25 protein-coding genes are annotated in these 25,847 nt (G+C 34.3%); 21 read left to right on the top strand and 4 right to left on the bottom strand.

Annotation, left to right across the window (positions count from 1 at the left end):
• Nucleotide 1: 1 nt before the first annotated feature.
• The 3 genes from GVK91_RS13040 (at nucleotide 2) to GVK91_RS13030 (ending at nucleotide 8,485) form a co-directional block, all read left to right on the top strand.
• The gene (locus tag GVK91_RS13040) at nucleotides 2-1,321 is read left to right on the top strand and encodes a hypothetical protein (protein ID WP_159729229.1); all 1,320 of its coding nucleotides are present in this window, start codon (nucleotides 2-4) and stop codon (nucleotides 1,319-1,321) included.
• Between the two features lie 103 nt (nucleotides 1,322-1,424).
• Nucleotides 1,425-8,012 carry a CotH kinase family protein gene (locus tag GVK91_RS13035; RefSeq protein ID WP_159729227.1) on the top strand — a complete coding sequence of 2,196 codons (6,588 nt, stop codon included), beginning with the start codon at nucleotides 1,425-1,427 and terminating at the stop codon, nucleotides 8,010-8,012.
• A 5-nt stretch (nucleotides 8,013-8,017) separates the two neighbouring features.
• Nucleotides 8,018-8,485, top strand: a complete 468-nt coding sequence (locus GVK91_RS13030; RefSeq protein ID WP_159729225.1) for a hypothetical protein — start codon at nucleotides 8,018-8,020, stop codon at nucleotides 8,483-8,485.
• A 33-nt stretch (nucleotides 8,486-8,518) separates the two neighbouring features.
• On the opposite strand, the gene GVK91_RS13025 is transcribed toward GVK91_RS13030, so the two are convergent.
• A complete protein-coding gene (locus GVK91_RS13025) occupies nucleotides 8,519-9,034 on the bottom strand; it encodes a hypothetical protein (protein ID WP_159729223.1) in 516 nt (171 codons plus the stop codon).
• A 62-nt stretch (nucleotides 9,035-9,096) separates the two neighbouring features.
• On the opposite strand from GVK91_RS13025, the gene GVK91_RS13020 reads away from it, so the two are divergent.
• The 13 genes from GVK91_RS13020 to GVK91_RS12960 all read left to right on the top strand — a co-directional run bounded on the left by GVK91_RS13020 (nucleotide 9,097) and on the right by GVK91_RS12960 (nucleotide 21,336).
• The gene (locus GVK91_RS13020; RefSeq protein ID WP_159729221.1) at nucleotides 9,097-11,328 is read left to right on the top strand and encodes a hypothetical protein; all 2,232 of its coding nucleotides are present in this window, start codon (nucleotides 9,097-9,099) and stop codon (nucleotides 11,326-11,328) included.
• Between the two features lie 28 nt (nucleotides 11,329-11,356).
• Nucleotides 11,357-11,725 (top strand): hypothetical protein, encoded by a 369-nt coding sequence (locus GVK91_RS13015; RefSeq protein WP_159729219.1) that lies wholly within the window; start codon nucleotides 11,357-11,359, stop codon nucleotides 11,723-11,725.
• 106 nt (nucleotides 11,726-11,831) lie between these two features.
• A complete protein-coding gene (locus GVK91_RS13010; RefSeq protein WP_159729217.1) occupies nucleotides 11,832-14,573 on the top strand; it encodes a hypothetical protein in 2,742 nt (913 codons plus the stop codon).
• A gap of 59 nt (nucleotides 14,574-14,632) precedes the next feature.
• Entirely contained in the window at nucleotides 14,633-15,235 is a 603-nt protein-coding gene (locus GVK91_RS13005) for an XkdF-like putative serine protease domain-containing protein (protein ID WP_159729215.1), read from the top strand.
• A gap of 42 nt (nucleotides 15,236-15,277) precedes the next feature.
• Complete coding sequence (locus GVK91_RS13000) at nucleotides 15,278-15,874, top strand: hypothetical protein (RefSeq protein WP_159729213.1); 597 nt, start codon at nucleotides 15,278-15,280, stop codon at nucleotides 15,872-15,874.
• A 25-nt stretch (nucleotides 15,875-15,899) separates the two neighbouring features.
• The gene (locus GVK91_RS12995; protein WP_159729211.1) at nucleotides 15,900-16,799 is read left to right on the top strand and encodes a hypothetical protein; all 900 of its coding nucleotides are present in this window, start codon (nucleotides 15,900-15,902) and stop codon (nucleotides 16,797-16,799) included.
• 75 nt (nucleotides 16,800-16,874) lie between these two features.
• The gene (locus GVK91_RS12990; RefSeq protein WP_159729209.1) at nucleotides 16,875-17,399 is read left to right on the top strand and encodes a hypothetical protein; all 525 of its coding nucleotides are present in this window, start codon (nucleotides 16,875-16,877) and stop codon (nucleotides 17,397-17,399) included.
• A 97-nt stretch (nucleotides 17,400-17,496) separates the two neighbouring features.
• Nucleotides 17,497-17,823 carry a hypothetical protein gene (locus GVK91_RS12985; protein ID WP_159729207.1) on the top strand — a complete coding sequence of 109 codons (327 nt, stop codon included), beginning with the start codon at nucleotides 17,497-17,499 and terminating at the stop codon, nucleotides 17,821-17,823.
• The gene (locus GVK91_RS12980) at nucleotides 17,807-19,645 is read left to right on the top strand and encodes a hypothetical protein (protein ID WP_159729205.1); all 1,839 of its coding nucleotides are present in this window, start codon (nucleotides 17,807-17,809) and stop codon (nucleotides 19,643-19,645) included. The genes GVK91_RS12985 and GVK91_RS12980 overlap by 17 nt, the downstream gene beginning before the upstream one ends.
• Nucleotides 19,646-19,652: 7 nt before the next feature.
• Complete coding sequence (locus tag GVK91_RS12975) at nucleotides 19,653-20,216, top strand: hypothetical protein (RefSeq protein ID WP_159729203.1); 564 nt, start codon at nucleotides 19,653-19,655, stop codon at nucleotides 20,214-20,216.
• Nucleotides 20,209-20,634 carry a hypothetical protein gene (locus GVK91_RS12970; protein ID WP_159729201.1) on the top strand — a complete coding sequence of 142 codons (426 nt, stop codon included), beginning with the start codon at nucleotides 20,209-20,211 and terminating at the stop codon, nucleotides 20,632-20,634. The genes GVK91_RS12975 and GVK91_RS12970 overlap by 8 nt, the downstream gene beginning before the upstream one ends.
• A 77-nt stretch (nucleotides 20,635-20,711) precedes the next feature.
• Nucleotides 20,712-21,197: a hypothetical protein gene (locus tag GVK91_RS12965; RefSeq protein ID WP_159729199.1), complete on the top strand. Its 486-nt coding sequence runs from the start codon at nucleotides 20,712-20,714 to the stop codon at nucleotides 21,195-21,197.
• Nucleotides 21,184-21,336, top strand: a complete 153-nt coding sequence (locus GVK91_RS12960) for a hypothetical protein (protein ID WP_159729197.1) — start codon at nucleotides 21,184-21,186, stop codon at nucleotides 21,334-21,336. Before GVK91_RS12965 ends, GVK91_RS12960 begins: the two co-directional genes overlap by 14 nt.
• Before the next feature lie 126 nt (nucleotides 21,337-21,462).
• Here the strand turns inward: GVK91_RS12960 and GVK91_RS12955 are convergent, their stop codons facing one another.
• A complete protein-coding gene (locus GVK91_RS12955; protein ID WP_159729195.1) occupies nucleotides 21,463-21,978 on the bottom strand; it encodes a hypothetical protein in 516 nt (171 codons plus the stop codon).
• A gap of 1 nt (nucleotide 21,979) precedes the next feature.
• Nucleotides 21,980-22,273 (bottom strand): hypothetical protein, encoded by a 294-nt coding sequence (locus GVK91_RS12950; RefSeq protein WP_159729193.1) that lies wholly within the window; start codon nucleotides 22,271-22,273, stop codon nucleotides 21,980-21,982.
• A 75-nt stretch (nucleotides 22,274-22,348) separates the two neighbouring features.
• Here GVK91_RS12950 and GVK91_RS12945 point away from each other — a divergent pair, with 75 nt between their 5' ends.
• From GVK91_RS12945 to GVK91_RS12935, 3 genes are all read left to right on the top strand, one after another.
• Nucleotides 22,349-22,591 carry a helix-turn-helix domain-containing protein gene (locus tag GVK91_RS12945; protein ID WP_159729191.1) on the top strand — a complete coding sequence of 81 codons (243 nt, stop codon included), beginning with the start codon at nucleotides 22,349-22,351 and terminating at the stop codon, nucleotides 22,589-22,591.
• A 226-nt stretch (nucleotides 22,592-22,817) separates the two neighbouring features.
• Complete coding sequence (locus GVK91_RS12940; protein ID WP_159729189.1) at nucleotides 22,818-23,339, top strand: M15 family metallopeptidase; 522 nt, start codon at nucleotides 22,818-22,820, stop codon at nucleotides 23,337-23,339.
• 3 nt (nucleotides 23,340-23,342) lie between these two features.
• On the top strand, nucleotides 23,343-23,777 hold the full coding sequence (locus GVK91_RS12935; protein ID WP_159729187.1) for a phage holin family protein: 435 nt from the start codon (nucleotides 23,343-23,345) through the stop codon (nucleotides 23,775-23,777).
• 15 nt (nucleotides 23,778-23,792) lie between these two features.
• Here GVK91_RS12935 and GVK91_RS12930 read toward each other — a convergent pair whose 3' ends face one another.
• Nucleotides 23,793-24,515: a hypothetical protein gene (locus GVK91_RS12930; protein WP_159729185.1), complete on the bottom strand. Its 723-nt coding sequence runs from the start codon at nucleotides 24,513-24,515 to the stop codon at nucleotides 23,793-23,795.
• An 81-nt stretch (nucleotides 24,516-24,596) separates the two neighbouring features.
• On the opposite strand from GVK91_RS12930, the gene GVK91_RS12925 reads away from it, so the two are divergent.
• Both GVK91_RS12925 and GVK91_RS12920 read left to right on the top strand, forming a co-directional pair.
• Nucleotides 24,597-25,097: a hypothetical protein gene (locus GVK91_RS12925; protein WP_159729183.1), complete on the top strand. Its 501-nt coding sequence runs from the start codon at nucleotides 24,597-24,599 to the stop codon at nucleotides 25,095-25,097.
• A gap of 329 nt (nucleotides 25,098-25,426) precedes the next feature.
• Entirely contained in the window at nucleotides 25,427-25,843 is a 417-nt protein-coding gene (locus GVK91_RS12920) for an HIT family protein (RefSeq protein WP_153845017.1), read from the top strand.
• The last annotated feature ends 4 nt before the right edge of the window (nucleotides 25,844-25,847 follow it).

Genomic DNA, 25,847 nt, shown 5'->3' with positions numbered 1-25,847 from the left:
AATGGTAACAATACTAAATGAACCACATAAGATTTCCCCAAATGGAAATTTAAATACTTGGATGTTTAAAAGTGACAATCCTAATCTAATTTATTGCGTGCTGACAATGACTAAGGCACAGAGCAATGACATTATAGCAAAGAAAAAAGTATTTGCAAAACCCCTTAATAACGTCCTATCTGTCGATGTTTCTAATGTCCTTAAAAACTTAGCAGAATCGGTGCTAGTAAATAATAATGAGGTTATTGCATTGAGTAATTTGCCTGAATATTATTTGAAGATAGAGGAGTTTTTAAATGACCCATTAACAGGGAATATTACAGCAGGAGATTCTACAACAAGCGCAAAGTACTTCTTTGAGTCGGAGGAGAATGTAATAGACTTTTATGGTTATACTGAGAACAAATATAATATTCAACCATATCAAGGTCCAGGCAATACAGACCCCAAAGCAAAATTCCTTACTAATCAACAATCGGTGAAAACCATTACCACACAGCAAAAGGAGTTTTTAAAAATATTTGATGCCAATAGACACGGACAAAAATTAAAAGTATCATTATACGATGGTGATAATGATTTGCTATTAGATGTTTCAATACCTATTCAAAGACAAGCATCTGAAAATGTGATTAACTTAAATGTGTCACCTTTGATAATATTAAATCATCCATCTATCAAAGGCACGGATGAAGCGAGCATTACACACACGTATAGGATTGTTATCTTAGATTCTTCGAATAATGAAGTAAGCGAAAGCCGTATATATTCTATGATTGAAAGCTGTCAATTAAGGGAGCGTAATATCATCTATAAAAACGCTTTCGGGGGATTTGATTCTTTAATAGTTAATAACGCTACTGAGACATTAACAACGTCCAAGACCTATATCAATAGGTCGAATACACGCAACAATATGTACAGTCAAGACGGCAAATTCTTTGGCAATAAAGATGTAATCAACAGTAATAATACATATAGCTACGCAGCTTCAAGTGGATATTTAGACGATTATGAAAGCAACCTTGCAAAGGAGGTAATTACCTCGAATAAAGTATATATCGGTGTTGAGGAGTTTCTAGTTGAAATCACAATAGACAACAAGATTTATAAGGTAATGCAACAGCATTTGAACGGTTATAAGCGTAACCGATTGGATTTACAATATACGGCTCCATTTAGCATTCAGAAGCTCAATGCAGTTATCAATGCAAATGATATTGACCTTAACAATAATCCTGATTCAAGCTTATATCTAGCAGTGAATACAGGGGATTTTGTAATAGATAATTGGCTAAATTCCGTAACACTGAAATATTAAATTCTTCTTACATAATACTTATAAGTTGACCCCTTTTTAAGGCACCCAAACCTTAAGAGGGGTTTTTTATGCGCCAATATTTATCTCAAAGAAGATTAGAAAAATGGCAAATAAGAAGCAGTTTCCACAGGATTTTAATAAGAAAACAACGGTTAACAACACGGACAAAATAATGTCCGCTGATGGTGTTACAGGTGAACCCTTTTTTATTGAAGTCGGTGATGTAGTAAAGAATAAAGTCGATAAAGAAAATAATAAAAGTTTGGTGCTTGATAGCGATATAACCAAGCTTCAAGGCTTGCCAACAAATACCCAATTAAACACCTCATTAAACACCTCATTAAACAACAAAGTTGATAAGGTTACAGGTAAACAGCTATCAACAAATGATTATTCTAACGAGGAGAAAGCCAAAGTAGCTAAAATCAAAGTTGATACAACAGGAGATAGCAATAAATTCCTCAATGAAAAGGGGGAGTATAAAGAGGTTATTGTTCCTAAAGCACCGGTGCAAAGTATCAGTGTTAACGGTGATGATGTTGCACCCGATGTTGAGGGCAATGTTGCAATTACAATTCCTGATGCACCCATTCAAACAATTGATGTAAACGGTGAAAATGTTGCTCCTGTTGATGGAAAAATATCAATAGAAATTCCTAAAGCTCCTGTACAATCTGTTTCGGTTAATAATGCTGTTGTGGAGCCTGATAATAGTGGTAATGTTAATATTGATGTAAATATAAATGTTGAGCAAACTATCAACCCTGCAAGTACCGACCCCGTTAGCTCTAGTGCTGTTGCAAGTGCATTCAATCAATTAGATGCTAAATATGGAACGCAATTATCATTGGCAACCGTGGGTGAAGGAGACGATAAAGTTTATTCTATCTCATTACTAAATGAGAATGGAGATATTTTAAGTACCACAGAGGAGTTTGCAGGCGGTGGAGGTAGTGGAGAAGTAACCACAACCAAAGTTGTATTAACCAAGTTAAGCCAAAATAGTACAATTAAAAAAGGTGATGAAGTTATCTTACAATATCAATATGACCACATCGATACAACTACCAATGTAAGTACGGGAAACCCAGCAAAGATAACGGCTAAAGTTACAGCAGGTGCAGTATCCAACACAATAGAATCAGTAGTAAATTCAGGTACAATAAATAATTTAGATGTTACCGATTTATTGGGACTTGGTAATAACATGATTACCATCCGAGCGGAGGTAAATACAGGTGAGAGAATCCAAGTATCAACGATTACATATACTGTATTGGTGGTGAATTTGGTTCTAAATTCCTCATTAGATATTGCTCAATACTACGATAAAGGAACATCTATTTATGTGCCTTTCTCTTTACAAGGTTCAGGAAACAAGACCTTAAAAACCTATGTAAATAATTCGCTTTATGAGACAAGGACGATAACACAATCGACTGCAACAGGTACAATATTAATTCCTACAGCAAGCTATTCGCATGGTAATATTAATGTACAAATTGTTGCGGAGTTGGACGTTGTTAGCGCGACTATCTTATCCAATAGTATCTATTATGATTTGATTATTCGTGAAGCTAATAATAGCACGCCCGTTGTTGCATCGAGATATAATTATTTAGATGGACGTATCATTGAAGCAAATCAAAGGCCGTCAATTGTTGCAAAGCAATTTGAGGATTACACTATCAATTATGCAGTATATGACCCCTCTAAGCCAACAAAATTAGTGAATGTAATTGTTGATGGTGCATTGATTTCAAGTGCTAACGTAGGCTTTACAAGTCAACGAGTAACCAATAAAAGCATATCAGCAGGCGAATATGTAGCTAAGATTACAACAGGAAATATTGAATACTTATTTAATGTATCTGTAAGTAACTCGAACATCAATCTGTCGGAACCAACTGATAATATGGTTTTCAAATTCCTTGCTTCTGGGAGAACAAATAACGACGTAAATAAAGATACTTGGAATTCGACCAACAGCCAAATAACAGCAACTTTAAGCGGTGTAAAATTCGGTGGTGATGGTTGGTTAAATAATGCTTTAAGGTTGTCCGACAATGGCAGAGCCACGATTAATTATAATGCTTTAAACGCAGGTAACGCAGTGGTCAGCAACTCCTTTACGTATCAAATCAAGTTTAAAACTAGTGATGTTGTTGATGACAATTCACAAATGATAAGGTGTTTAGATGCTGACGGTACAGGCTTTGTAATTACTGCAACGCAGGCATTGATGCAAACAAAAGGCAAAGCAACTGTAAGCATGAAGTTAGCGCCAAATGAGGTGTATAATATAACGTTTGTATCCTTTCCGTTTGTTTCTCCTACGTCCTCAGATTATGAAAAGCTTAATGATTCAATGCTGTATCTGTACATCAATGGTATTATGTCAGGTGGTGTACAAATGTCAAATTCCGACTCAATATATCAAGCTATTCCATCTAACATTGTTTTGGGCGGTAATGGTGCAACGTTAGAAGTTTATTCAACTAGGTTGTATAATCGTTATTTATCCGATAGTGAAGCATTGGATTTATATATAGTTGATTTGGATAACGTCAATGACATTGTAAGTAAGTACAATGCAAATGCCATAGTTGACGGTAATGGTGAAATCACGGTTGACAACGTTGCAGATGATATGCGTTACATGGTTATTACAGGAGTTGAAGCGAATGGAGTACCAACAGTTTTGCAAGCAGCCATTAATAATAACAAGAAAACTAAATATAACGTTACTGAGATTTTGCACATTAAAAAGAGTGAACCACAATTGAATTTTAAATTGGTAGGTGGCTCGATTCAATTGCAAGGTACGTCCTCATTAGCGTACCCAACAAAAAACTATAAAGTCACATTTAAAAACTCCTCTAAAGTTGCAGGTCAGTTTTATTTAGGGGTGGATGCTCAGGGGAATGGAGGAGTTTTACAAACTACAGCTAAGTTCTCATTTAAAGTAAAATCCGATTCGGGCAAAATTCCTGCTCCTGTCGATTTATGGTGTTTGAAAGCTGACTTTGCGGAATCTTCAAGCGGTCACAATACAGGGGGTGCGAGAATAATCCATAATACTTTAACAAGCATTGGAGAAAAGACACCGCCACAAAAGGCAGTTCCAAATGATTACGCCTACGATGTACGCACGACTGTTGACGGAGAGCCGTGTTACTTGTTCTATCGAGCAACTGTAAACGATGTACCTAAATTCCTCGGAAAGTTCAACATGAACAACGACAAGGGAACGGAACAAGTTTTCGGATTTTTAAATATTCCTAATTACCATGTTGAAGCTGATGGAATCACACCGACACAATGGATACAGACAAAATTTGGGGGTACTAATCCAACAGAATGTTGGGAGTTCCTTAATAATGATTACCCAATGGGTAGTTATTTAGATGGTGATTTTGACGTGAAAGTTGATGTTGACGGTGTACAAGTACCGAATTGGACTAGAGTATTCGAAGCTCGTTTCCCCGATAACCAAGATACCTATTCAGATGGAACAAAGAAGCCTATTTATTTAGAGCGTTTTGTTAAGTGGGTTAAGGCCACACAAGCCAATAAGCCTAAATTCAAAACAGAGCTTAAGGATTACGCAGATGTAAAATACCTATGTGATTATTATGTTTTAACGGACATTCTAGGGGCGGTTGACCAACGAGTAAAAAACCAAATGTTAGCCTTTTGGTATGATACCGAGAAGGATAAAATGTTAGCCTATTTCATCTTTTATGATAATGATACAATCATGGGTGTTCGTAACGATGGGCGGTTGAAGTATAATTTTGATATTGATGAAAATACTATAGATACGGAGTTGTCAATTGGCGGTAATACGGTGTATGCGTATGCAGGTCACAATAGTGTGCTTTGGAATAATCTAAGGACGGAGTTTGGAACGGAATTGCAAGAAGCTTATACACGTATCAGAGCAAAGATGACGAACGACTATATATTTAACATGTTCGACAAAGAACAGTCTGATAAGTATGTAGAACGTGTTTTTAATCTTGATGCACAATACAAATATGTTAAGCCAAAAACATTAGGTATTGATGTTAACGTTGGTGGTACTGTTTCAAATTTGAAATATTCGTACTTAGAATCAATGCAAGGTTCTAGGAAATCCCACCGTCATTGGTGGTTAACTAATCGTCTAAATATCTTTGATGCTAAGTACTCAACAGGCCAATATACATTGACTGACTTAGCCTGGAAAGGGTATTCAAATGCAGGAGCAAAAATTAAGGCTATACCATCAAGGGATTTTTATTTTCAAGTTCGTAGAGAGGGTACAGTTATGACCCACGCCAAAGTTACTAAGGGTGTTGAATGGTCATATACCTATCCGAATGATGCAAACATCGGTACTATATTCCACCTTTATGGGGGCTTATACATGTCGAGTTTGGACATGTCGGAATGGGGAGGTTTTACCGATTTGAATTTGCCTGCCTTACCTGTTTTGGATACATTAAAATTGGGTGGTGCGAGCGGAAAAACATACCCTTTAACAGAGATTGCAGTAGGTAATAAGTTACCAATGTTAAAGACTTTGGATATTCGTAATTATACTGCATTACCTTCAATTGATTTATCTAGTTGTACAAGGTTGGAGCAGGTTAACGCATTAGGTTGTAATAATTTAGCTTCAATATCATTTGCTGATGGTGCGCCATTGCAATTATTGGTATTGCCAAAGAACATGAAGAGCTTAGTTTTAAACTCCGTTGCTCAATTGAATAACACCAATATTCAATTCCCAGAAGGAAATTCCTTGCAAGTGTTATCTATCTCGAATTGTCCAAATATTGATTGGTACCAATTCTATTTTGCTAACATAGCGACCATTACCAACATCCGTGTTACGGGTATTGATATGAAGGGAGATGTTGAGTTTTTAAATCAATTTAAAACCCTCGGTGGTGTTGATGATAAGGGGAATTTAGTAACTACAGCACGTTTAGTAGGCTCTTATCGATTGACTCAATATTATGATGATATTGCAGTTTTAAGAACACAATTCCCCGAATTAAATATCATTCAAGCAGAATATAGTAGCGTTATCTATATGCGTGATGTTGTAGCAACAGCTAACATTTACAATCCTGAAAATAAAACAGGTTATACAACTGCATTGCCGTATGCTCCAAGTGGTCACTTTAAAGCTTTATTGGACAAAAGGCATAGATATTTGGGTAAAATGTCAGGCGGTATAATGAATATTGCACAGTTGAGCGATACCAACAGTAACTATTATGCAGATGGTACAACGCTAGCAACTATCGACGGAACTAACGGAGATGTGTTTGTAAAGGAACCTTTATATTGGTATAAGGGAATTACTAATCATAAAGAAGGAAAGAGTGTTATATATCTTTCTACTAATGCAGATAAACCAAAAAGTCAAGCTATACAACGTAAAGTAATTACGAAAAATGACTTAAGAAATAGCGGTGATTGGGAGAGAATTGCGGATAGATATTTAGCTAAAGGATACGCAACTATTAATGCATCTTTAAAGCAGGTAAATGTTAGCGGTAACGGTTCAGCGACTGATTACGGAATTTATAGAGTAGACGTAAGTGGTTTTAATTTTATCGCTTTCCCAATGGGATATAGCGCGAGTGAGTTCCCACAAGTAAGCTTATTCGCTGATGCAAATGACAACGTACTTGATACAGTTGAAATCAAAAATTCCTCAACATCAAACTCCAATTGGTGGGTTGACACTGTTTGCCAAATTCCTGCAAATGCAAAATACTTATATGTATCGGGTAATTCATATTACGCTGATAATTATATCGATGCTCTTAATACACCTATTTCTTTAGTAAAGGGCGATGATATAAGTGACGTTTATGATTGGAACAAGTTCGACGAATGTTTACTATCTGCTTTTCCAAATAGTTACAACGCGGATAATGACCCCGTGATTAGGTCTAAGAAAGGCGGTACATATACAGCAAGTTTACTGAGCTTAGCGGAGATTGAAACGAAAATAAATGCTAAAGGAGCAGGTTTTAGAATTCCTAAATACGGACTCTTAAAACATATTCAAATTTTGCATATGGTAGCATACGGTGAAAGGAATTTTCAAACTAAGTTTATTTACAATGTCCACGATACTAAGCCTAATTTATTATTCAGTAATTACGGTGCATCCGCTCCATACGGAATGAAGGAAACTAACGGTGATAATTCCGATTCTCCACGTTATAAACTTGCTGACGGCTCATTTATAAATACTCCTATATCCGTTGCTTTTGGCTATGAGGGATTGTATGAAAATCGGTTAGCTGTAGAACATCTATTGCCGTTCACGTACAATGGTATTACAAATAACGCTTCTCAGGCTACAATAACTGATGTTGAAGGGGGAAGAAGGGGATTATTAGGGTATTATCAGGATGTAAAAGATTTGCAAATAGGTCGTTACGTGGATATGTTGCCCGATATGAATTGCGATAGAAGAACGTTATATTATAGTTATTGTGCTAGTTGGTTTCAATATCCTGCATATTACGCAGGGGATGAAAGACATTTGTTAGGATTTGCATCAAATAATGTTGAGAACCGTGTTATGGCAAGTAGCTATATATATACGACCAATAAAAATGTTACCCCTCGATTTGCCTTTTATGGTAATATCGCAGTGGTTGCGCCAAATAATTATTAAAATAGATGTTAAAGAAAGTAGAAGAAAGAAAAATGGGTGGGCTGTTATTGGCCGACCCATTCAAAGACTTGTGGGTGTGTGAAATTCTTTGCAGTAATTCCGATACCCATTATTTGTTCAACAAGGAATACAGAGGAAAACCAACAATAGAGACAGTTTCCAATGATGTATTAAGCGAACTCAATAGCGAATGTGAAAAGGAGATTAGAGAGGGATTTAAATACAATGAATATTCCGTTTGGTTATCGTTGGAAAATCAACAAAACTATAAAATGCTTTATGATTATCTAAAGAATGGTGGCACGGAGCAGGCCAAAGTTAAGCTTTATGATAGTGATGGAAATAGTGTCTATAAGGAGTTTGAAATTAATGAATATGAACCTTTTTATTTTGCTGTAATAGAGCATATCAATGCAACTTTATCCAAATATTGGGATATTAAAGACAATATTGGCTTACAAGAATATATTTAGTAAATTTAAGTTCTTTCATAAAAATTGAAATTTTTAGCCCCTTCGTAGTTCGGAATGCGAGGGGGCTTTTTTATTAAAGGGCTTTACCCACGGAATTTGATTATTTTCGAGCATCTCAATGACAATATTAAAGTCAGCAGCCGTGAACCATTGTGCGGAAAATTTAAGAGTTAAATTGTTCACCCACCCCTGATTTTCACAGTAATATAAGCTCCCCATATCACTATTATTGCACATAAAACTGTAGGCAAATTTTTGCCCTGTATGGCTCAAATCGGATACTGTTATAATTTCTCGTTTGTCACCGTGGTAGGCTAAGCAAAGTAAATTGCTCTCATATTTATGAATTAAAGCATCTAAAATTATAGTTTCCAATTCTTTGTTCAATTCACCATCGACAAACCGCCAAATATGGTATTGTTGTTGGAAAAGGAATTTTGAATTGTTTTTTCCATATACGATGTAATCGATTATAATTTTCCCTTCATCAATTACTTCAACTTTTACGTTGTACTGTTTATCCTTAAATATGAATTCCAAATTACCCATAATAATTCAATATTACTAAAAATGTTAGTATTCTCCAAGAGTCCAATATTTATAAGTAAAACATGGTAGAATTATTTTTGGTAAATGAGGGAGAACAACCAATACAAATAGATTTAGATAATGGTGGTTTAGTAACCGACATGACATATCAATTAATCGATGTAGAGGATATAACAAAGGGTGTGGATAATGCAACAAAGACCGTTAAAATAGTTGGTAACAATCACAACAATAATGCACTTGGTTATCTATTTTCAATAGATAGATTTACAAACTCCTCTAATTCCCATAAACTTAAATCGAACTTTTCATTTGGTCGTCAGGTAGATTGCTTAGTTTACGAAAACGATGAGTTAATATCAAAAGGGCTATTCAGGATTTTGAAAATAGAAACTAAGAACGGAGTAGTGAATTATGAAGGCGTAATTGTTGGTTATCGCGGTACTTTCTTTAGTAAGCTGAAAGAGTCAAAGATAGTTGATTTAGATTTTTCAGAATTGACCCACACATATAACCAAACTACTTTTCAAAACTCCTTAAATAATACAAGTGGTTACTTATATCCGTTAGTGGATTATGGTCATGGTGGTGTGCCTGAGCAGGTCGAAGACGGAGCAACAAAGACATGGGATTTACGCAATTACAAACCTGCTTTGTTCGTTAATACTCTATTCAAAAAAATATTCGAGGGCAAGGGATACACTTATTCTATTGATGGGAATTTCAATAACGTTTTTCAAAAATTACTTATTCCATCAAATAGTGGAATAGTTACCAATAGTGTTATTTACTACTCTTTATGTGCAGTCGATGGAGTTCAACCGTATGTTGATTTTAATCAAGATGGAGGATTAGTAAAATTTAACCTATACACTTATGATAGTGATTTTTCAAATAATCAATCATCAACCGCAATCAAAAGTGAGAAGCAAAAAGAATGCGATGTTAAGGCAGATATTAAGGTTTTAGATATTACCAATTGGGTACTAGGAAATCAATCACCGAATAACCAATCAACAGCTTTTGTAACGTATGACTTAGTTTGTTCCATAGTAAAAAAAGAATCGCAAGATGGAGAGTTCGAAGAGGTTTTTAATAGTTCTATATCTCGAAAACAATATTATTCTCAATCAAGTACGGACCAAAGGACAACAAATGTATCTGTATCAACTAGGCTATCTGTCAATGAAGGTGATTATGTTGGTGTAAGGATGTACATCAAGAATATAGATACATCAAATGTTAACTATTCAAGCGGTGGGAAAATTCCTACATCGAATGTTGCAGGCCGTGTGAATGGTGGAATAATTGAATTTGGAAATTCCTCATTAAACAATACTATCACAGAACTAGCCGAGGGAAATACTTTTGAGTTTAACAGTTATGTTTTACCTGATTTAAAACAGTACGATGTTATAAAAGAGGTAATGAAAATCTTCAATCTCGTTTGCTATACTAAAGTTGAGAATGAGAAGCATATCTATTTTGCAACCTATGATGAATATTTTGACAAGTGTTTACCGAAGAATTTAATAGCAAACTCCTTGGATTGGACCAGCAAATTGGATATTGCGAATTACAAAATTACACCGATATCAGACGTAGCAAAAAGTTATACATGGACTTATGCAGAAGCGGAGGATTGGTTAAATACGACCTATAGCGAGAAATACAAAGAGGTTTACGGCTCTAAAAAATTGGATGGTATTGTTGAATATAATGAGGATGAGAAGACCGTAGAAAGTGTTTTTTCAGCACCTATCATAACAAAGGTAAATGACTTGGATATGCTTTGCTTATTCACGTATGACGAAAATAACTACAAAGAAGCTTATAATACCGAGTTGCGGTTATGTCTCTATAAAGGACAAAAGACGGTTAACATAAATCGGGGTAAATGGAAGAAACAAAACGAAAATGCATATAATTTTAAACCCGATAATATCAACATTACCAAAGTCGGAGAATTGACAACTATTTGGGATGACGGTACATTGAAATTTGATATGACTTTTGGAACTCCTTTTGAAGTATTTTATCCGACCTCACAAACCTATCCAACATTATTTGATACATTTTTTCAAAAGTTGATTCTTCAACAGAATAATATGGATGTACATCTTTTGGAAGCTAAAGTTAACCTAACATCCTTTGATATAGGTAATTTGGATTTGTCTAGAGGGATTTATTTAGAAACTGATAGTGGAGCATCATATTATAAAATAGTGAAAATTAATTATATGCCAGATAATCAGTCACTTTCGAGTGTTGTTTTTCAAAAAATTATCGTTTAAATCAATAAAAAAATATTAAATTTGCAGTATGAAAAAAGCCATATTACTATTGTTGGTTGTGTTAGGACTAACAACAACCATATTTACAAGTTGTGAGGGAGATAAAGACCCATATCAATACGAATACACCATAAAAAAAGGAAATACTAAAGAGGAGTTTATCACAAACCTAAAAGGGGCGTATAAAGAGATTTACGGTAAGGATTTTGTTTATTCGCTTAAAATGCTAAATGGTGATAATACGTATAGAATAATATCAGAGCCTGATGGAGTTATTGATTTCAATTTTTCTAACGGTCAATTAGCTAGTTACACTTTAGTCAGAAATGATAATAAACGCCTAGATTGGATTTTCAACATTATGAAAGGTGTTGAAGCGGTCAAAGCAGAATATTAATACATAACTATATACTACCTACCAGAGTATGTGAAGGCTCCCTGATCGGGGAGCCTTTTTTGTTTCCATCCTTAGCCATTGAGCCAATATTTATTTGAAAATCATAATGGCTATTAAAGGCAATAATAATAAAGAAGAAATATTACTAGGCGTATCCGTCGATGTAGCAGAAGCGGAAAAGAAAGTTCAAGAACTCGAAAAAAAATTAGATGCTCTAGAAGAGGTCAAATTAAAAGTTTCGGGCGATGCATTGGCGCAAGTCAATATGGAGATTGACCAAACTACAAAAGCAATAAAAGACCTCAATGAAACAATCATAAATCCCTCTTCCAATGTTGACGAAATACAAAATGTAGGTAGAGTCATTGAAGACTTAAATGATAACATCGATGATGTAAATAACAATAAAGTCAAACCTCAAACTGACAATAAAGACCTAAAAAATACAATCCTCTCATTGGATGAAATGGATGACTTATTGTCAAAGCTTCGTGACGAGCAGAGAAGCACAAAAGACCCTTTGCGACTGCAACAGCTTGCAAATGAAGCGAAGGATTTAACCTTGCAAATTACTGCAATGGAAGACGGTTTTGTCGATACAAACCAAACGATTGGGTTGTTGGAAGACCGATTATATGCTATGGCTCAGGCAGGGCAAACAGGTACGGAGGAGTTTAATAATATGTTGAACCGTGTAGCGGAATTGAAACAACATGTTATAAATGTTGATATGGCGTTAGACTCATTATCAGCTGATAAATGGGGCAAATTCATCGAAGCAGGGGAGAACTTAACTGGGGTTTTTGGCGGTGTGACAGGTGCATTACAGCTAATGGGAATTGAAAGCAAAGGAGCAGAAGAAAGTATCGCCAAACTGATGCAATTACAATCAGTTATGCAGGGGTTGCAATCATTAAACCAATTCCGTAAGCAATGGGTAACATTAATTTCATCATTTAAATCCGCAAAAGAAGCGACCGATACAATTAACAATATAGCCGATGCGACGGAAACGGCAAGTGATGCAACAGGAACATTAACGACAGCAACGCAAGGGGCTACAACAGCAACAGAGGGCTTTGGTCTAGCCTTTAAATCAATTGGAATCGGCTTAGCCGTGGCAGCACTAACTTATTTAATCGCAAATTTTGATAAGCTTAAAGAAGTTGTTTTTAACCTCGTTCCTGGTCTTAAAGATGTTGCGGAGTTTATTGGTAATATTATTCAAAAAGTTACTGATTTTATCGGGATTACCTCAGAAGCTGAGCGACAATTAGAACGCTTGAAAAAATTGAATGAAGGTATCACGGCAGGAATTGATTCCCAAATCGAAATGCTCCAAGCTCAGGGGGACAAAGAAAAAGAAATTTATGAATTATCACTAAAACGCAATTCACTAAAACGTCAATCATTGCTCGAAACGGCAAAAGTGAACAAACAATTAAATGAGGAGGAACAGAAGCAATTGATTGATTTAAATACTGAGCGTAATGTATTGATTTTGTCCGAGCGTAAAAGAATCAATGACCTTGCTAAAGAGCGTGCAGATAAGGCAAAGCAGGAATATGATACACTATTAAATCAGTTAAAAGGCTACCTAAAAGAAGCCGAAAAAATAACTTACGCTTCCAACCACAATGCAAGACAGACAGAATTAAAAAATCTTGCAGATAAGTATAAAGAACAGATTGCAGTAGCAAGGAAATTAAATCAAGATATTTCCAAGCTTGAAGAAGCGGAACGAATAGAACGCAATATTGTCAATAAAAAATATGATGACGAGTACTTCAATTACATTAGGGGAAACAGCCGTCAATTCCTTGATGATTTTTCAAGAGAGTATTTAGAGACCATCGAAGGTTATAATAGGCAAAAAGAAAATGCTACAGCAGAACAAAAAGCTGATTTGGATACAAGATTACAGAATCAATTATTGTATTTATCGCAATTGAAACAATTAGCTATATCACAAAAGGAAGCCGAAAAGGATTTAAATTCCTCATCAACCAAAAATGAAATAGACGAAGATGATAGCTTTAAAATCCAAAAACAAAAGTTAGATGCTCAATTGCAGGCAACCAAAGATTACGAAGATACTTTATTGTTAATTACAACAGAATCTAAAAATCTTGAAAATTCCGAGATTCAAAGGCTATATGAAGAAGGTCAAGCGAGATTGAAGGAACTAATGGCTGACCCATCGGTTAATGCAAATGAAATAACCAATGTTCAAGCAGAGCTAAATGCTAAGCTAGGTGCAATCGAAGCAAACAATAAGGAAATTGAAGATGCAACAATTAAGCATCAACAAACCATTCAAAAGGCAGAAAAGGCAAATGCAAAAGCTAAGAAAAAGTTATTAGATGAAGAGACAAAAGCCAAACTTGATAATCTCTCCGTAATATCAGGAGCCACTGACCAAGCGCAACAACTGTTAGGAGAATCCACCGTTGCAGGAAAAGTTGCAGGTATAGCAACAGCAACAATTGACACTTATGTAGCAGGTGTAAAAGCTTATAAAGATGTTCCGTACCCTTTCAACTTCGTAGCGTTAGCGACTACTATTGCATCGGGATTAGCCACCGTCAAAAAAATAATGAGCGTTAAAGTTGATGGTGACACATCTAGCGGAGCAGGGGCAGATGCAAGCAGTGCGTTAGGTTCAGCAGTGCAAGCACCGGTAATAAATTCAACTGTTTTGAAGCAGTCGGAAAACGGTACCGATAAACTAAGCGATGTAATTCAACAGCAACAAGAACAGACAGTTGTTAAAGCTTACATAACAAATAGTGATTTGGAAAGTAACGAACAGAAAAATCAATTCCTTAAAAAGATTTCTAGCTATTAGTTTTTAGCCCCTCTTAATGAGGGGTTTTTTATTGTCCACCAATATTTATTTAAAAATATATGGACAGAAAACTATATGAATTAAAGATAAACCCCTCTATTGGAATGGACGTAAATGTGATTTCAATCGTTGATTCCCCCGCTGTTGAAAGTTCTTTTTTAGCTTTTAGCAAACAGGAAAAGAAAGAAACCTTTGCGATAACTAGTGAAGAACGATTTGAATTAATTGGGGTAGCAATGATTCCCCATAAGATAATTCCACGATACGATGAAGCGACAAAAGAAGAATATGATGTGTTTTTCTCAAAGGACACCATTCGCACAATAGCACAAAACTATTTTTATTCGGGCTATCAGCATTCTATCAACCTTCAACATTCCGACACTTTTGTAAATGCACATGTGTGGCAAAGCTATATAGTTGATTCAGTTATGGGCTTAAATGCACCGCACGGAATTAACGCACCTGATGGTACTTGGATAGTGGGGGTACAGTTAGATAAAAACGAAACTAGTTCCCAAAAACTTTGGAAATTCATCAAAGATGGAACCTTTACAGGGTTCAGTGTAGAGGGGTATTTTATAAACCAATTAACCCAAAATTTTAACTCCCAAATCACACTTGAACAAGAAATTGACAACGCTTTAAAGTCTCTAAAATAGGAAAAACAACCGCCCAATATTTATTGGAAATAAAGAGACAAAATGAATATTAAATCATTTAAAGAAATTAAAGCAAAATACGATTCTCTAGTATCTAAGTTTTCTTTCAAGTCAGATTCTGTTGGTGAAACGGTATATGAATATACATCTAACGAAGTTGGTTCAGAAGTTTATGTAAGCACATCTAACGGTTCAGAATTAGCACCCGATGGAAAAGTTGAATTACCGAATGGTGATTCTTTCATTGTAGCTGATGGCAAAATTGCTGAAGTAATCACAGTTGCAAATGACGTTGCTGAAGAAGAATTAACTGCTGAAGAAGAAAATAAAAAAGCTGAAGAAGAAAAAGCAATTGATTTGATTATCGAAAACGTTGACGAGGAAGAAAAGGATAAAGAAAAATTAGCCGACGAACCAACAGTCGATAATAACGAAGTCGATGTTTTGAAAGCTGAAATTGAGGACTTGAAAGCTAAAATCAAAGAATTGAAAGGAGAGTTTGCGAAAGAAATCGATACCAAAATCGAGGAGTTTAAAACCATCCTAAAAAATACGCCTGCATCTTTTTCAAAGCAAAATACGGTTGCAGAGGACGTAAAAGAAGATAAATGGGCAAGTCTTGCAAAAAAGTTAGCCTAACCAATTTTAAAATATAAAAATTATAATGAGTTATAACGTAACTAATTTACCTGCATATACTTCCGAACAGTCAAGAAAGTTTATGCTTAAATCCATTTTAGGTGGAAAAACAATTGAATTTTTAACAAACCAAGGTTCATTCGACCCAACCGCAATGGGTAATCAAGCTATTCAATTATTAGAGACTGATGTAGTTTGGCAAGACGGTTCAGCATGTAAATTGTCTGAATTGGGTTCTGTAGCATTAGCACAAAATGTATTGGTAGTTCAACCAATCGCAATGAAATTCCCTTTGTGCGCTCGCACATTAGTAAAAACATACGCTGTTGAAGACTTGAAAGCAAAACAACGTGGTGAAAACGGCTTTGACGATGCTTTATTTATTGAGCATATCGGTGACGATGTTGCTAGCAAAAATCAAGCTGAAATTGAAAAATTAGTTTGGCAGGGCGATAAAACAAAAACAGGTAACATGAAATTTATTGATGGTTTCTTAAAGCAGTTAGCAACAGGAACTTTTGATTTATCGACAGTTACAGGTGCTGATATTATTGCAGAATTGCAAAACGCTTATTTGGCTATGCCAATTGAGGTAAGAGACCAAGAGGATTTCAGAATCTTTTTAGGTAAAGAAGTGTATGATAAATACAAAGCAGTATTGGCAGGAAAGAACATCTATCAAGCTACTGATGATAACACATTGTTTGGTACTACTGCAATTTTCCAAATCGCTAATGGCTTGAATGGGACTAATAAAGTTATTTACGGACGTGCAAGGAATTTTCAAACAGGCGGTGATTTAAAATCTACAGAGCTTGAACATTGGTACTCAAAAGATGACGATGAAGTAAAAGTACAAGCTCGTTTCTCGTTAGGTGCAACAGCGATTTACAAGCAAGAGATTGGTGTTTTAGACGTAGCGTAATAGCTATTTAACAAATGAAATTATAAAGGTGGTGCAATAACAATCACCACCTTTTTTTATAAAAATATTAAAAATATGGCATGCAATTCCAGTCTGGTTGGTTACATAAAGCAATGTGGAGAAAAGTTAATTGGTGGTACCAAAAATATCTACATGATAAGTTTTTCTGACCTAAAAAATGTTGAAGGCTCAACCTCTGTATATTCCATTACAGCAGGCAAAGTGAGCGAAGTCGGTTTACAGACTTCAAAGAAATTCGTGAAAATCGAAGTAGAAAATAAACAAAATAATGTAACCGATACTATTACAGTCGGTGATAACGGCATTATAAGCGGAACGTTTGCATATACTGCACAAATGGTTGGTTATTCAGCAGAAGCAAATCAATTTGTTACTTCCTTGCTCGGTCAAGCTGTTTCAATCATAATTGAATTAGCTAATGGCTCTTATGTTGTTGGTGGCCTTGATGGAACTGTTCAATTAAAAGAAAGTGTTGGCACAATCAGCGCAACAGATTTAAACAGAACGTTATCTTTTTCTGGGGAGATTTACGCTCCAACACCTGAATTAGACAAAACGATTCTCGCAACATTAATCTAATCCCAAATTAGATTTTAAAATCATTCATTACTTAATTATTCGAGGGGGCTTATTCAAGTCCCCTTTTTTATTGAGCCAATATTTATTCAAAAAGAAGATGATTATAGATAAAAAACTCCTTACAAATTCTTTGTTCTTCAATGTCGCACCCTATACTATAATTGGGGAAGTCACATTGAAGTTAACCAAAGAAGCATCGAATAAGGAATCATCATTTACAATTATTCCAACCAAAATAACGGAGCGATTTATTGAGGTTAAAGAAGGATTTGAAGGTGTAGAGGAAGGAAAATATAGGTATCAACTAATCTATAATAATAGCGTGGTTGATAGCGGTTTTATCCGAGTCATCGGAGAAGACAAAGAAGTTGCTATTGAGCGACCAACAGAAGTAAGAAAAGTGATTGATGGACGAAAAAAATAACCATATAAATTATAAAGTAGAAAATTTTGCAAGATTTATTACACCATTGCCAACTGAGCCAAAGCAAAATAATGCTGATAGACATGTTAACTGGGGAGAAGATAACTTGTACCCTAATTTTTTAATTGATATCGCTGACAAATCATCGTTGCACGGTTCAATATTAAACTCAAAATCCAATTATATCTTTGGTGATGGTCTAATTGATAGAAAATCAGGGGAGTTTTTAGATGAAATTAGAGTAAACGAAGATGATTCGCTATCGGAATTGATAAAAAAATGTATTAATGATTTAGTTTACTTTAATGCTTTTGCTGTTGAAGTTACTTTTAATCAATTGGGGGAACCGTATAATTACTACCATGTGCCTTTGCATCATGTTAGGTTAAATAATAGCAAAACCACATTCTTTGTAAATAAAGATTGGAAAAACACACCAAGGACTGTATTGTCTTACCCAAAGTATTTTCCAAAATCGAATGAGACTACAGAGCCTAAATTGTTTTACTTTTCGTCTTACAATGTATCGGTAAATAATACCTATTCAACACCCGATTATAAATGTATTGAAAGTGCAGTAACTGATATGTTAGTCACAACCTTGTTTAAAAATAACGTTGCGAACGGATTTTCATTAACTAAAGTTATCAAGACTTTTAACGGTCAGGTATCAGAAGACCAACAAAGAGTAATTACTAAAAAATTCCGTGACATATTCAGTGGTGCTGATGGTGAAAATTTACTTGTTGAATTTAATGCACCACAAGGTACACCGATGGCAATTGACACCATAGAAGCAGATGATTATGCAAGTAAACTAATCGAGGTCATTAAAAAAACGGAACGCAATATTCTATCTGCACATCAAGCGACTAGTTCAATCCTTTTCGGAATTGAAAAAGAAGGAAGTCTGGGCAATGCCACCGAGTTAGAAAACGCCTATCAATTATTTAAAAACAATTATGTTAAAGATAAGCGTATAGAAATTGTTAACGCATTCAACAAGCTATTTCAAGCAGACGACAGATTACCAATAATTGACCTAAAAGACAAAGAAAGACTTTTCAAACCTGAATTGGATAGTGCGACTAAAGAGAAGATAATGACCGTAAATGAATTGCGTTCCGAAGCAGGTTTAGAACCATTGCCTGATGGTGATACGTTACTAACCACAACTCAATCTTTTGCATCTGATAAAAAAAAAGATGATGATGAAATAGAATCTTATTCAGCTACTATTGAAGATTTTGAAAAGGTAAAGCATTTAGGTACAGCGAAAGAGGATTTTGTTTTAATCGGTAAAGCTAAGTTTTCAGGTTGTGGACATTATCATTTTGCAAGTAATTACAATTCAATTGAAGAATACCTTTTAGATAACAAGATTGAGGGTATGACACTTGATGAGATTGCAATAAAAGTTGGTAAGGAATTAAATCAAAATGTAAGCAAACAAGATGTTCAAAATGCTATAGAGTTGCTTAAAAATGCAGGTCTAATTAGTGCAAAAATCAATACAGCAAGTAACATAATTCATACTGCACCATCGGGCATTAACAATGCTAATAAAATTGAGGTATGGTATGATTATCAAAAAAGGGATGAAGCATCGGGCAATACAATCATTCCAACTACATGTCACTTTTGTGAAGCTGTAATTAATTCTAACAAGTATTTCAGTGCATCGGATATTCAAAAATTTAGTACTGCATTCGGTTACAATGTAATGGAGCATTGCGGGGGCTATTGGCTGGATAAGAAAACTGGTATTCGGAACAAACATTGTCGCCATTTTTGGCAACCAGTGAGGGTATTTAAACCTTAATACTAATATGGAAAAAGTAAATTTAATAAGTATACAAAGCATAAAAAACAATAGTGTATTACCATCTAATATAGATGAAGATATATTACAGATAGCATTAAATGAAGCAACTGACCTAGAATTGGAGCCTTTAATTGGTGCCGAATATATTGCATCAATGAGAACCAAAATTGCAGAAGATACGACAACGGAAACAGATAATTATGTTCTTGATGAAGTCATTGAGCCGTTTTTGATTTATGCGACTATAGGGTATGCAATCGACTATTTGCACTTAAAAATTAACAATAAGGGTATTAACGTTTCAACTGATGCAACCTTGTCAGCTTTGCCGATAAAAGACAAAGATTCAGCGGTCCAGACAGTAAAACAAAAAATGGATGGTTATAAGACACGCCTTATCAAATATTTTACGAATGACAATGATGAAACAACAAATACATCAATTGATGCTGACAGTACATTTAATTCGATGAATATCTATTTGGGTGATAATATTGACTATTCAACCCAATATTATAAGGAGCGAGCGAGCAAAGTAAACTATTACAGAAGGGGGTACTATGGTTAGAAATCTTAAATATATCCGTAAAATAATTGAAGAATATTTTGCTCAACATCCGATGGTCAATGACATTAAATTTGGAGATACTGATAAGCTATCAACTTACAAAAAACTTCAATACCCATTGTTGAACTTCGAATACGTGAAATCAAATTTTAATGCAGGTAATAATAATGCAACGATTTGGGAATTCGCAATAATGGACTTAAGCGATGAGATTACGGAATTTGATGTAATTGATGCTACCAATGAGATAGCACAAGATTTTTTAAAATTCCTCGAAAACCATGATGATTTAGAAATTAACGGTAATGTTTCGGTTGTACCTTTTAGTGACAATTTCGGGGATATGTGTAGCGGTAATGTTTTCACTGTAACATTTTCATCATTTAGAAACAATTGTTTAAATATTTTACCAAAATAGGTGGAAAATATTAAAGATATTTGTTTTATTAAATATCAATAAAGTTTGTATTTTTGTGAATTAATTTTTATATTTAAATGAATTATCCAAAATATATTTTCAATTCGAGTTCTGATAGTGTCGATTTCACTTTTAAAAGTGTTGGAGGGAAAGGCGAAATTGAAAAAGCTATTAGATATGAGCTAGTTAATGAGGAGCACAATATTTATAATTTATGTTTTGGGGAGATTAAGGGGTATAATGAAGGGACTGGTAAATTAGAAATTGACGATAAGGTAGAAAGTAAAAATGGTGATATGGAGATGATTCTAGCAACAGTTGCTTCATCTGCGTATTTATTTAATGAAACATATCCCGAGCGTATCATATACTTTAGTGGTAGTACAGATTCTAGGACAAGATTATATAGAATGGCTATTTCAAAAGAATATGATGAAATATCAAAGAAATTTGATATTTTTGGTGCAGTATTTGAAGATAATGTATTAAGAACTGTTCCGTTTAATAATAATGGATATTTTAATGGATTTATTATAAAAAGTAAGCAAAATGAAAAATCGTAAAGTAATCGTGGAATTAATTGAACCTAACACAGGTGGAAAATATACAATTAATAAAAAATTGGATAAAATTAAGTCTGTAGTTACCGTTTCAGGAAAGCTTGAAGAATTGAAAAAGGTTAAATTCAATTTAACCTTTTAATTTAGAAATTATATTCGAAATATCAGAGACAGGGGAAGAAACTGGACAGCCTTTTAAATGTAGGGCAGGATTCTAAACTGGACAGTCTCAAAGAAATAAAGAAGCCCCTTTCATGGGGCTTTTCTGTTATTGGTAGATATAGGAATTTATGTGTTCTTTTAATTTGTTTATTGCTTGGCGGTGGCTGTCACTTCGTAGTCCATCATACCAATAATTTCCGTCTTTTTGTATTATCGTGAAATGTACCATTTTGACTTTATTGGCACTTAGTTCTTGGACTATATAAGCTATTAAACCTACAACGGCACCAATTGCAATACCGTAGAAAATTCCGAAAAAACTCCCCCCAATGGAACCAACAATTGCGCCACTGATACCCCCATCGTCATTAACTAAAACATTGTATACGAATGTAATTAGACAAGCCACCACAGTTGTACCTATAGCGACTTTGGACGAGCTATAATTGTAGGTATATTGCTTGCCTTCTTGTTCCGTCAAGTCTGCACCCCGAATCTCATTTATACCAATAAATGCTTCCTGAGAGCCATTTTTGTATAGCAGTCTTTTGTCTGTTAACTTAAATCTTTCGTGATTGATTTGGATTGTCAAAAGCTCGTTTTCGTTATTTAAAAGTTCCATATTATTTATTGCTACAATTTTCGATTACTTTATCAAATTGGTCTCGAGCTGTTTTTACTTGTTCATCTGTCCAATTTTTATTTACTCCAACTCGTTCAAGAGTTGCCATATTGGACTGTTGAAGTGTTTGGCAACGAGCTAGTTGTTCTAATCTTCCTGTTTGATTGGCTATCTGGTCCATTTTGCGATAACAATCACATACTTCTTTTGCTAAATCTTGTGGATTATTTTTTGAGCATGATTCGAGTAAGAACACGACTCCAACGAGCGTGTAGGATAATATTATTCTCTTCATATAAGTTAAATTTTAATTTCAAATGTACGACATGTCGTATATAGTTCAAAATATATTATCGCAATTTTTGTTCTAATGGCGATGAAGAACCCAAGGAACGAAGAATTGATAACAGCATTTGGTCAAAATGTGAGAAAATTCCGTTTGCAAAAGGGTTTGACAATGAATGAATTAGCTTTGGAGTGTGATGTTGAATATGGAGCGATAAGCACCATTGAAAGAGGAATTGTAAATTGCTCAATTAGTACCGCATTCGCCATTGCAAAAGCTTTAGATACCCCAATTGAAAAGCTTTTAACCGTTGAAACAATCAAATAATTAGCCTTATTACCAATCAATTTTTACCCCTTTCTATATAAAGATAAATAAAGCCTTTTAAGGGGTTTTGTATCTAGATGGATTAATGATATTAAATGTTGTAAATAATGGCTTGTATAGCTTCTTATGCAGCCCGTTTTAGACGGCAATCTACCTTTTATAAGTAAAACTAATTTATTTTACTTTTCTACGTGCTTTTACCGTCGAGTCCAATATTTATTGGAAAATGGAAGACAAACGACTCCAATGGGCGGATAATATTACGCTTGAAAGAATAGATTTAATGCACCCTTTATTGAGGACGGAATTAACTAACCAATATCTTGAAATAAATACCAAATTACCTAAAGGTGTACGACTGAGATTTACTCAAACCTTAAGAACCATACAAGAACAAAATGAACTTTACGCGCAAGGTCGCACAAAAGCAGGTAAAATAGTTACCAATGCAAAAGGTGGCACCTCATGGCACAACTATTCGCTAGCATTCGACATTGTAATTCTATATGATAAAGACAATAACGGCACATTTGACACAGCTTCATGGGATGAAGACAAGTATTTTATGACAGTTGTCAATTATTTCAAAAGTAAAGGTTGGTTTTGGGGTGGAGATTTTCGAAGCTTTAAAGATTCACCGCATTTTGAAAAGACATTTGGATTGTCAGTTAACCAAGCATTAGCTAAATACAACGCCAATGATATTACCATCAACAATGGTATCAAATATATTAAGATAGGAGGTTAAAAGATGGGAATTTTAAAAATTATAAAAGAGATTTTGAACTCCTTTTTTACTTCTTCAATAATCAGCAAATTGATATTTTTTATATCTGCTTTCTTTGCACCTATATACGAGCTGTATATTTTACTTATATTCTTGGTTTCGGTTGATTATCTGATGGATTTAGCTGTATGGTTTTTTAAAGGGGATAAGCAAACAACCAAGGTTTGGGATGTAACCAAGCCGTTTATTGTCAAATTGATTATGTATTCAGTATTGGTAATAACCGTTAACAGCGTTCAAATGCACCTGATTAAAGAAGCTTTTGAGTTGTTTAAAATGGTTATTGCAATACCTATCATTGCGGAATTGCTCGGTATTGTTGCGACTGTTGAACGTTATACAGGGGTGCGGATTGTTGATAAATTGAAACGGTATTTAGGGAATTGGGCTAAGAGGTAAAGAAGATGAAACGAATTAAAATAATTGTCTAATCATCTTATCATCCATAAAAACACGTTTAATTTGAATATATGATGAGCCACCGATATAAGGAAATTCTATCTCATAGGTGTGTAAATATTCATTTCCATCACAATCAAAATAATTTATTTTAAACATTAGATTTTCAATATGCGGTTTTCCATCAATATAATCTTTAACTTCCAAATTAATACGCTTTCTAAAATAATATTTGCTTTCTCCCTTTGTTAAAATGTAATTTGGGGAAACTTCGAAAATTGTTTTGGACTCAGTATAAATTTTGTAAGATAATTTACATTCTCTGTCCGAATAAATCAATGCATTAATGTCTATACTCAAAAGCTTCGTATTTTCAGGCGCACAGTATAAATCTTGCCAAATTTTTCCCAATGAATGTGTTATTTTTATAATAGGCCGTATTTCCCTTATATATTTTAATTCTTCAATTTTAAAAATTCTAGTTTGGTCTTTTTGAACCTTCATTTGAGAATCTAAAGTTTTATAAACGAAGACACCACCAATCAAAGCAACTAAAAATGTAAACCAATCGGAAACGGTTCCCCAAGTATCATAGTTTAATAAGTATCCTTTCGGCCAAAGGGAATTCAAAAATAAAACCCCAAAAACTAAGACTAAAGTTCCAATCAAAGTGTATATTATTAGAAATATTGTCTCTTTAATATGGTCTTTATCTTCATTTTTAGGTTTTTCTCTCATGGCTAAAATTAAGTTCTATAATCACAAATATAAAATTGCTTTGTTTAAAAGTGAAATATTAAAATTCCTTATATTTGGTATATGACTAATACGTATGGATTTTTCTTTTTAGCTCCGTCTTTCATATTTACAGCACGTGAATATGGCGTGGATTTCGACCGTAGTAATGTTCTTAGTATATTGGCCAACCTCGATAAACTAAGAGTAATATTAAGGGATAATCCCCATAAAGGCTATGGAAATGATTCTCGTTCACCTTTGGATATTAAAGAAGTAAATCATTATTTTGATATTATTACTAATGATGTTCAAACCTATGAAAGTTATGGAAGAGAAATAACTTTGCGAACTAAGTATTATGATGTGCTAGATTTTTTAAGAAATCAAAAAACACTCGAAGAAAATACACAGAAATTAGAGAAAAGCAAAGATAAAGACCTCCTACGTGAACTTATCAGTGATACTAATTCAAATTCAAAAACTGTTAAAAATAAACCTAAAACTAAAAGGGAACTTATAGACGAAAAGAAGCGAACAATGATTGCTGATATGAGGTTAAAAGGTGTAGGCAAACAGCTGTAGGTTTTGTTCTAAATTTGTTCTAAATGTTCTAAAAAGCATGATTTTTAGATATGGAAATGAAAAATAGGTACGTTTAAGCAGTATAAAGGCAATGTTTTATTTTTTGTCTAGTACGCCATAACCGCACATCCACAAATTAACTTTATATTAAGAAGGTCGTGATATAGTAATCGCGACCTTTTTTGTTTATATTTGTTGGCAGTATAAAAACAGGGTATGATAAAATTTGCAGTTAAATTTTTAATTGCTAACATACCGAAGGCTTTGCATTTTAAAGTCTGTTGTTTGCTGATTATTGTTTAAAAGATTTATTCCAAGATTAGAATAATATGTCGACAATTTTTTCAAAAATCGTTGCTGGGGAGATCCCAGCTTACAAAGTTGCAGAAAGTAATGATTTTCTAGCTTTTTTGGATATCAGTCCATTGGCTAAGGGGCACGTTCTGGTGATCCCTAAGAAAGAAACAGATTACATTTTTGATATAGAGGATGATGAATATATGGCACTTTGGGTCTTTGCTAAGATTGTTGCTCAAGGTATTAAAAAGGTGATTCCTTGTGTAAAAGTCGGTGTAGCAGTAGTTGGCTTGGAGGTGGCTCATGCACATATACATCTGGTACCTATTAATAAAATTAGTGATTTAAATTTTGCTGGACCTAAATTGAGCTTGGCAGAGGACGAACTTCATGAAATTGCGACTACTATTCGCGAGTCTATCGTCGGCATAACTGCTCAAAATCAATAATTAG

The organism is Sphingobacterium sp. 18053 (assembly GCF_902706145.1).
In the GTDB taxonomy this organism is placed as follows: domain Bacteria; phylum Bacteroidota; class Bacteroidia; order Sphingobacteriales; family Sphingobacteriaceae; genus Sphingobacterium; species Sphingobacterium paramultivorum.
Note: the sequence above shows the minus strand (reverse complement) of the source record. Positions and strands in the feature narration are given on the sequence as shown.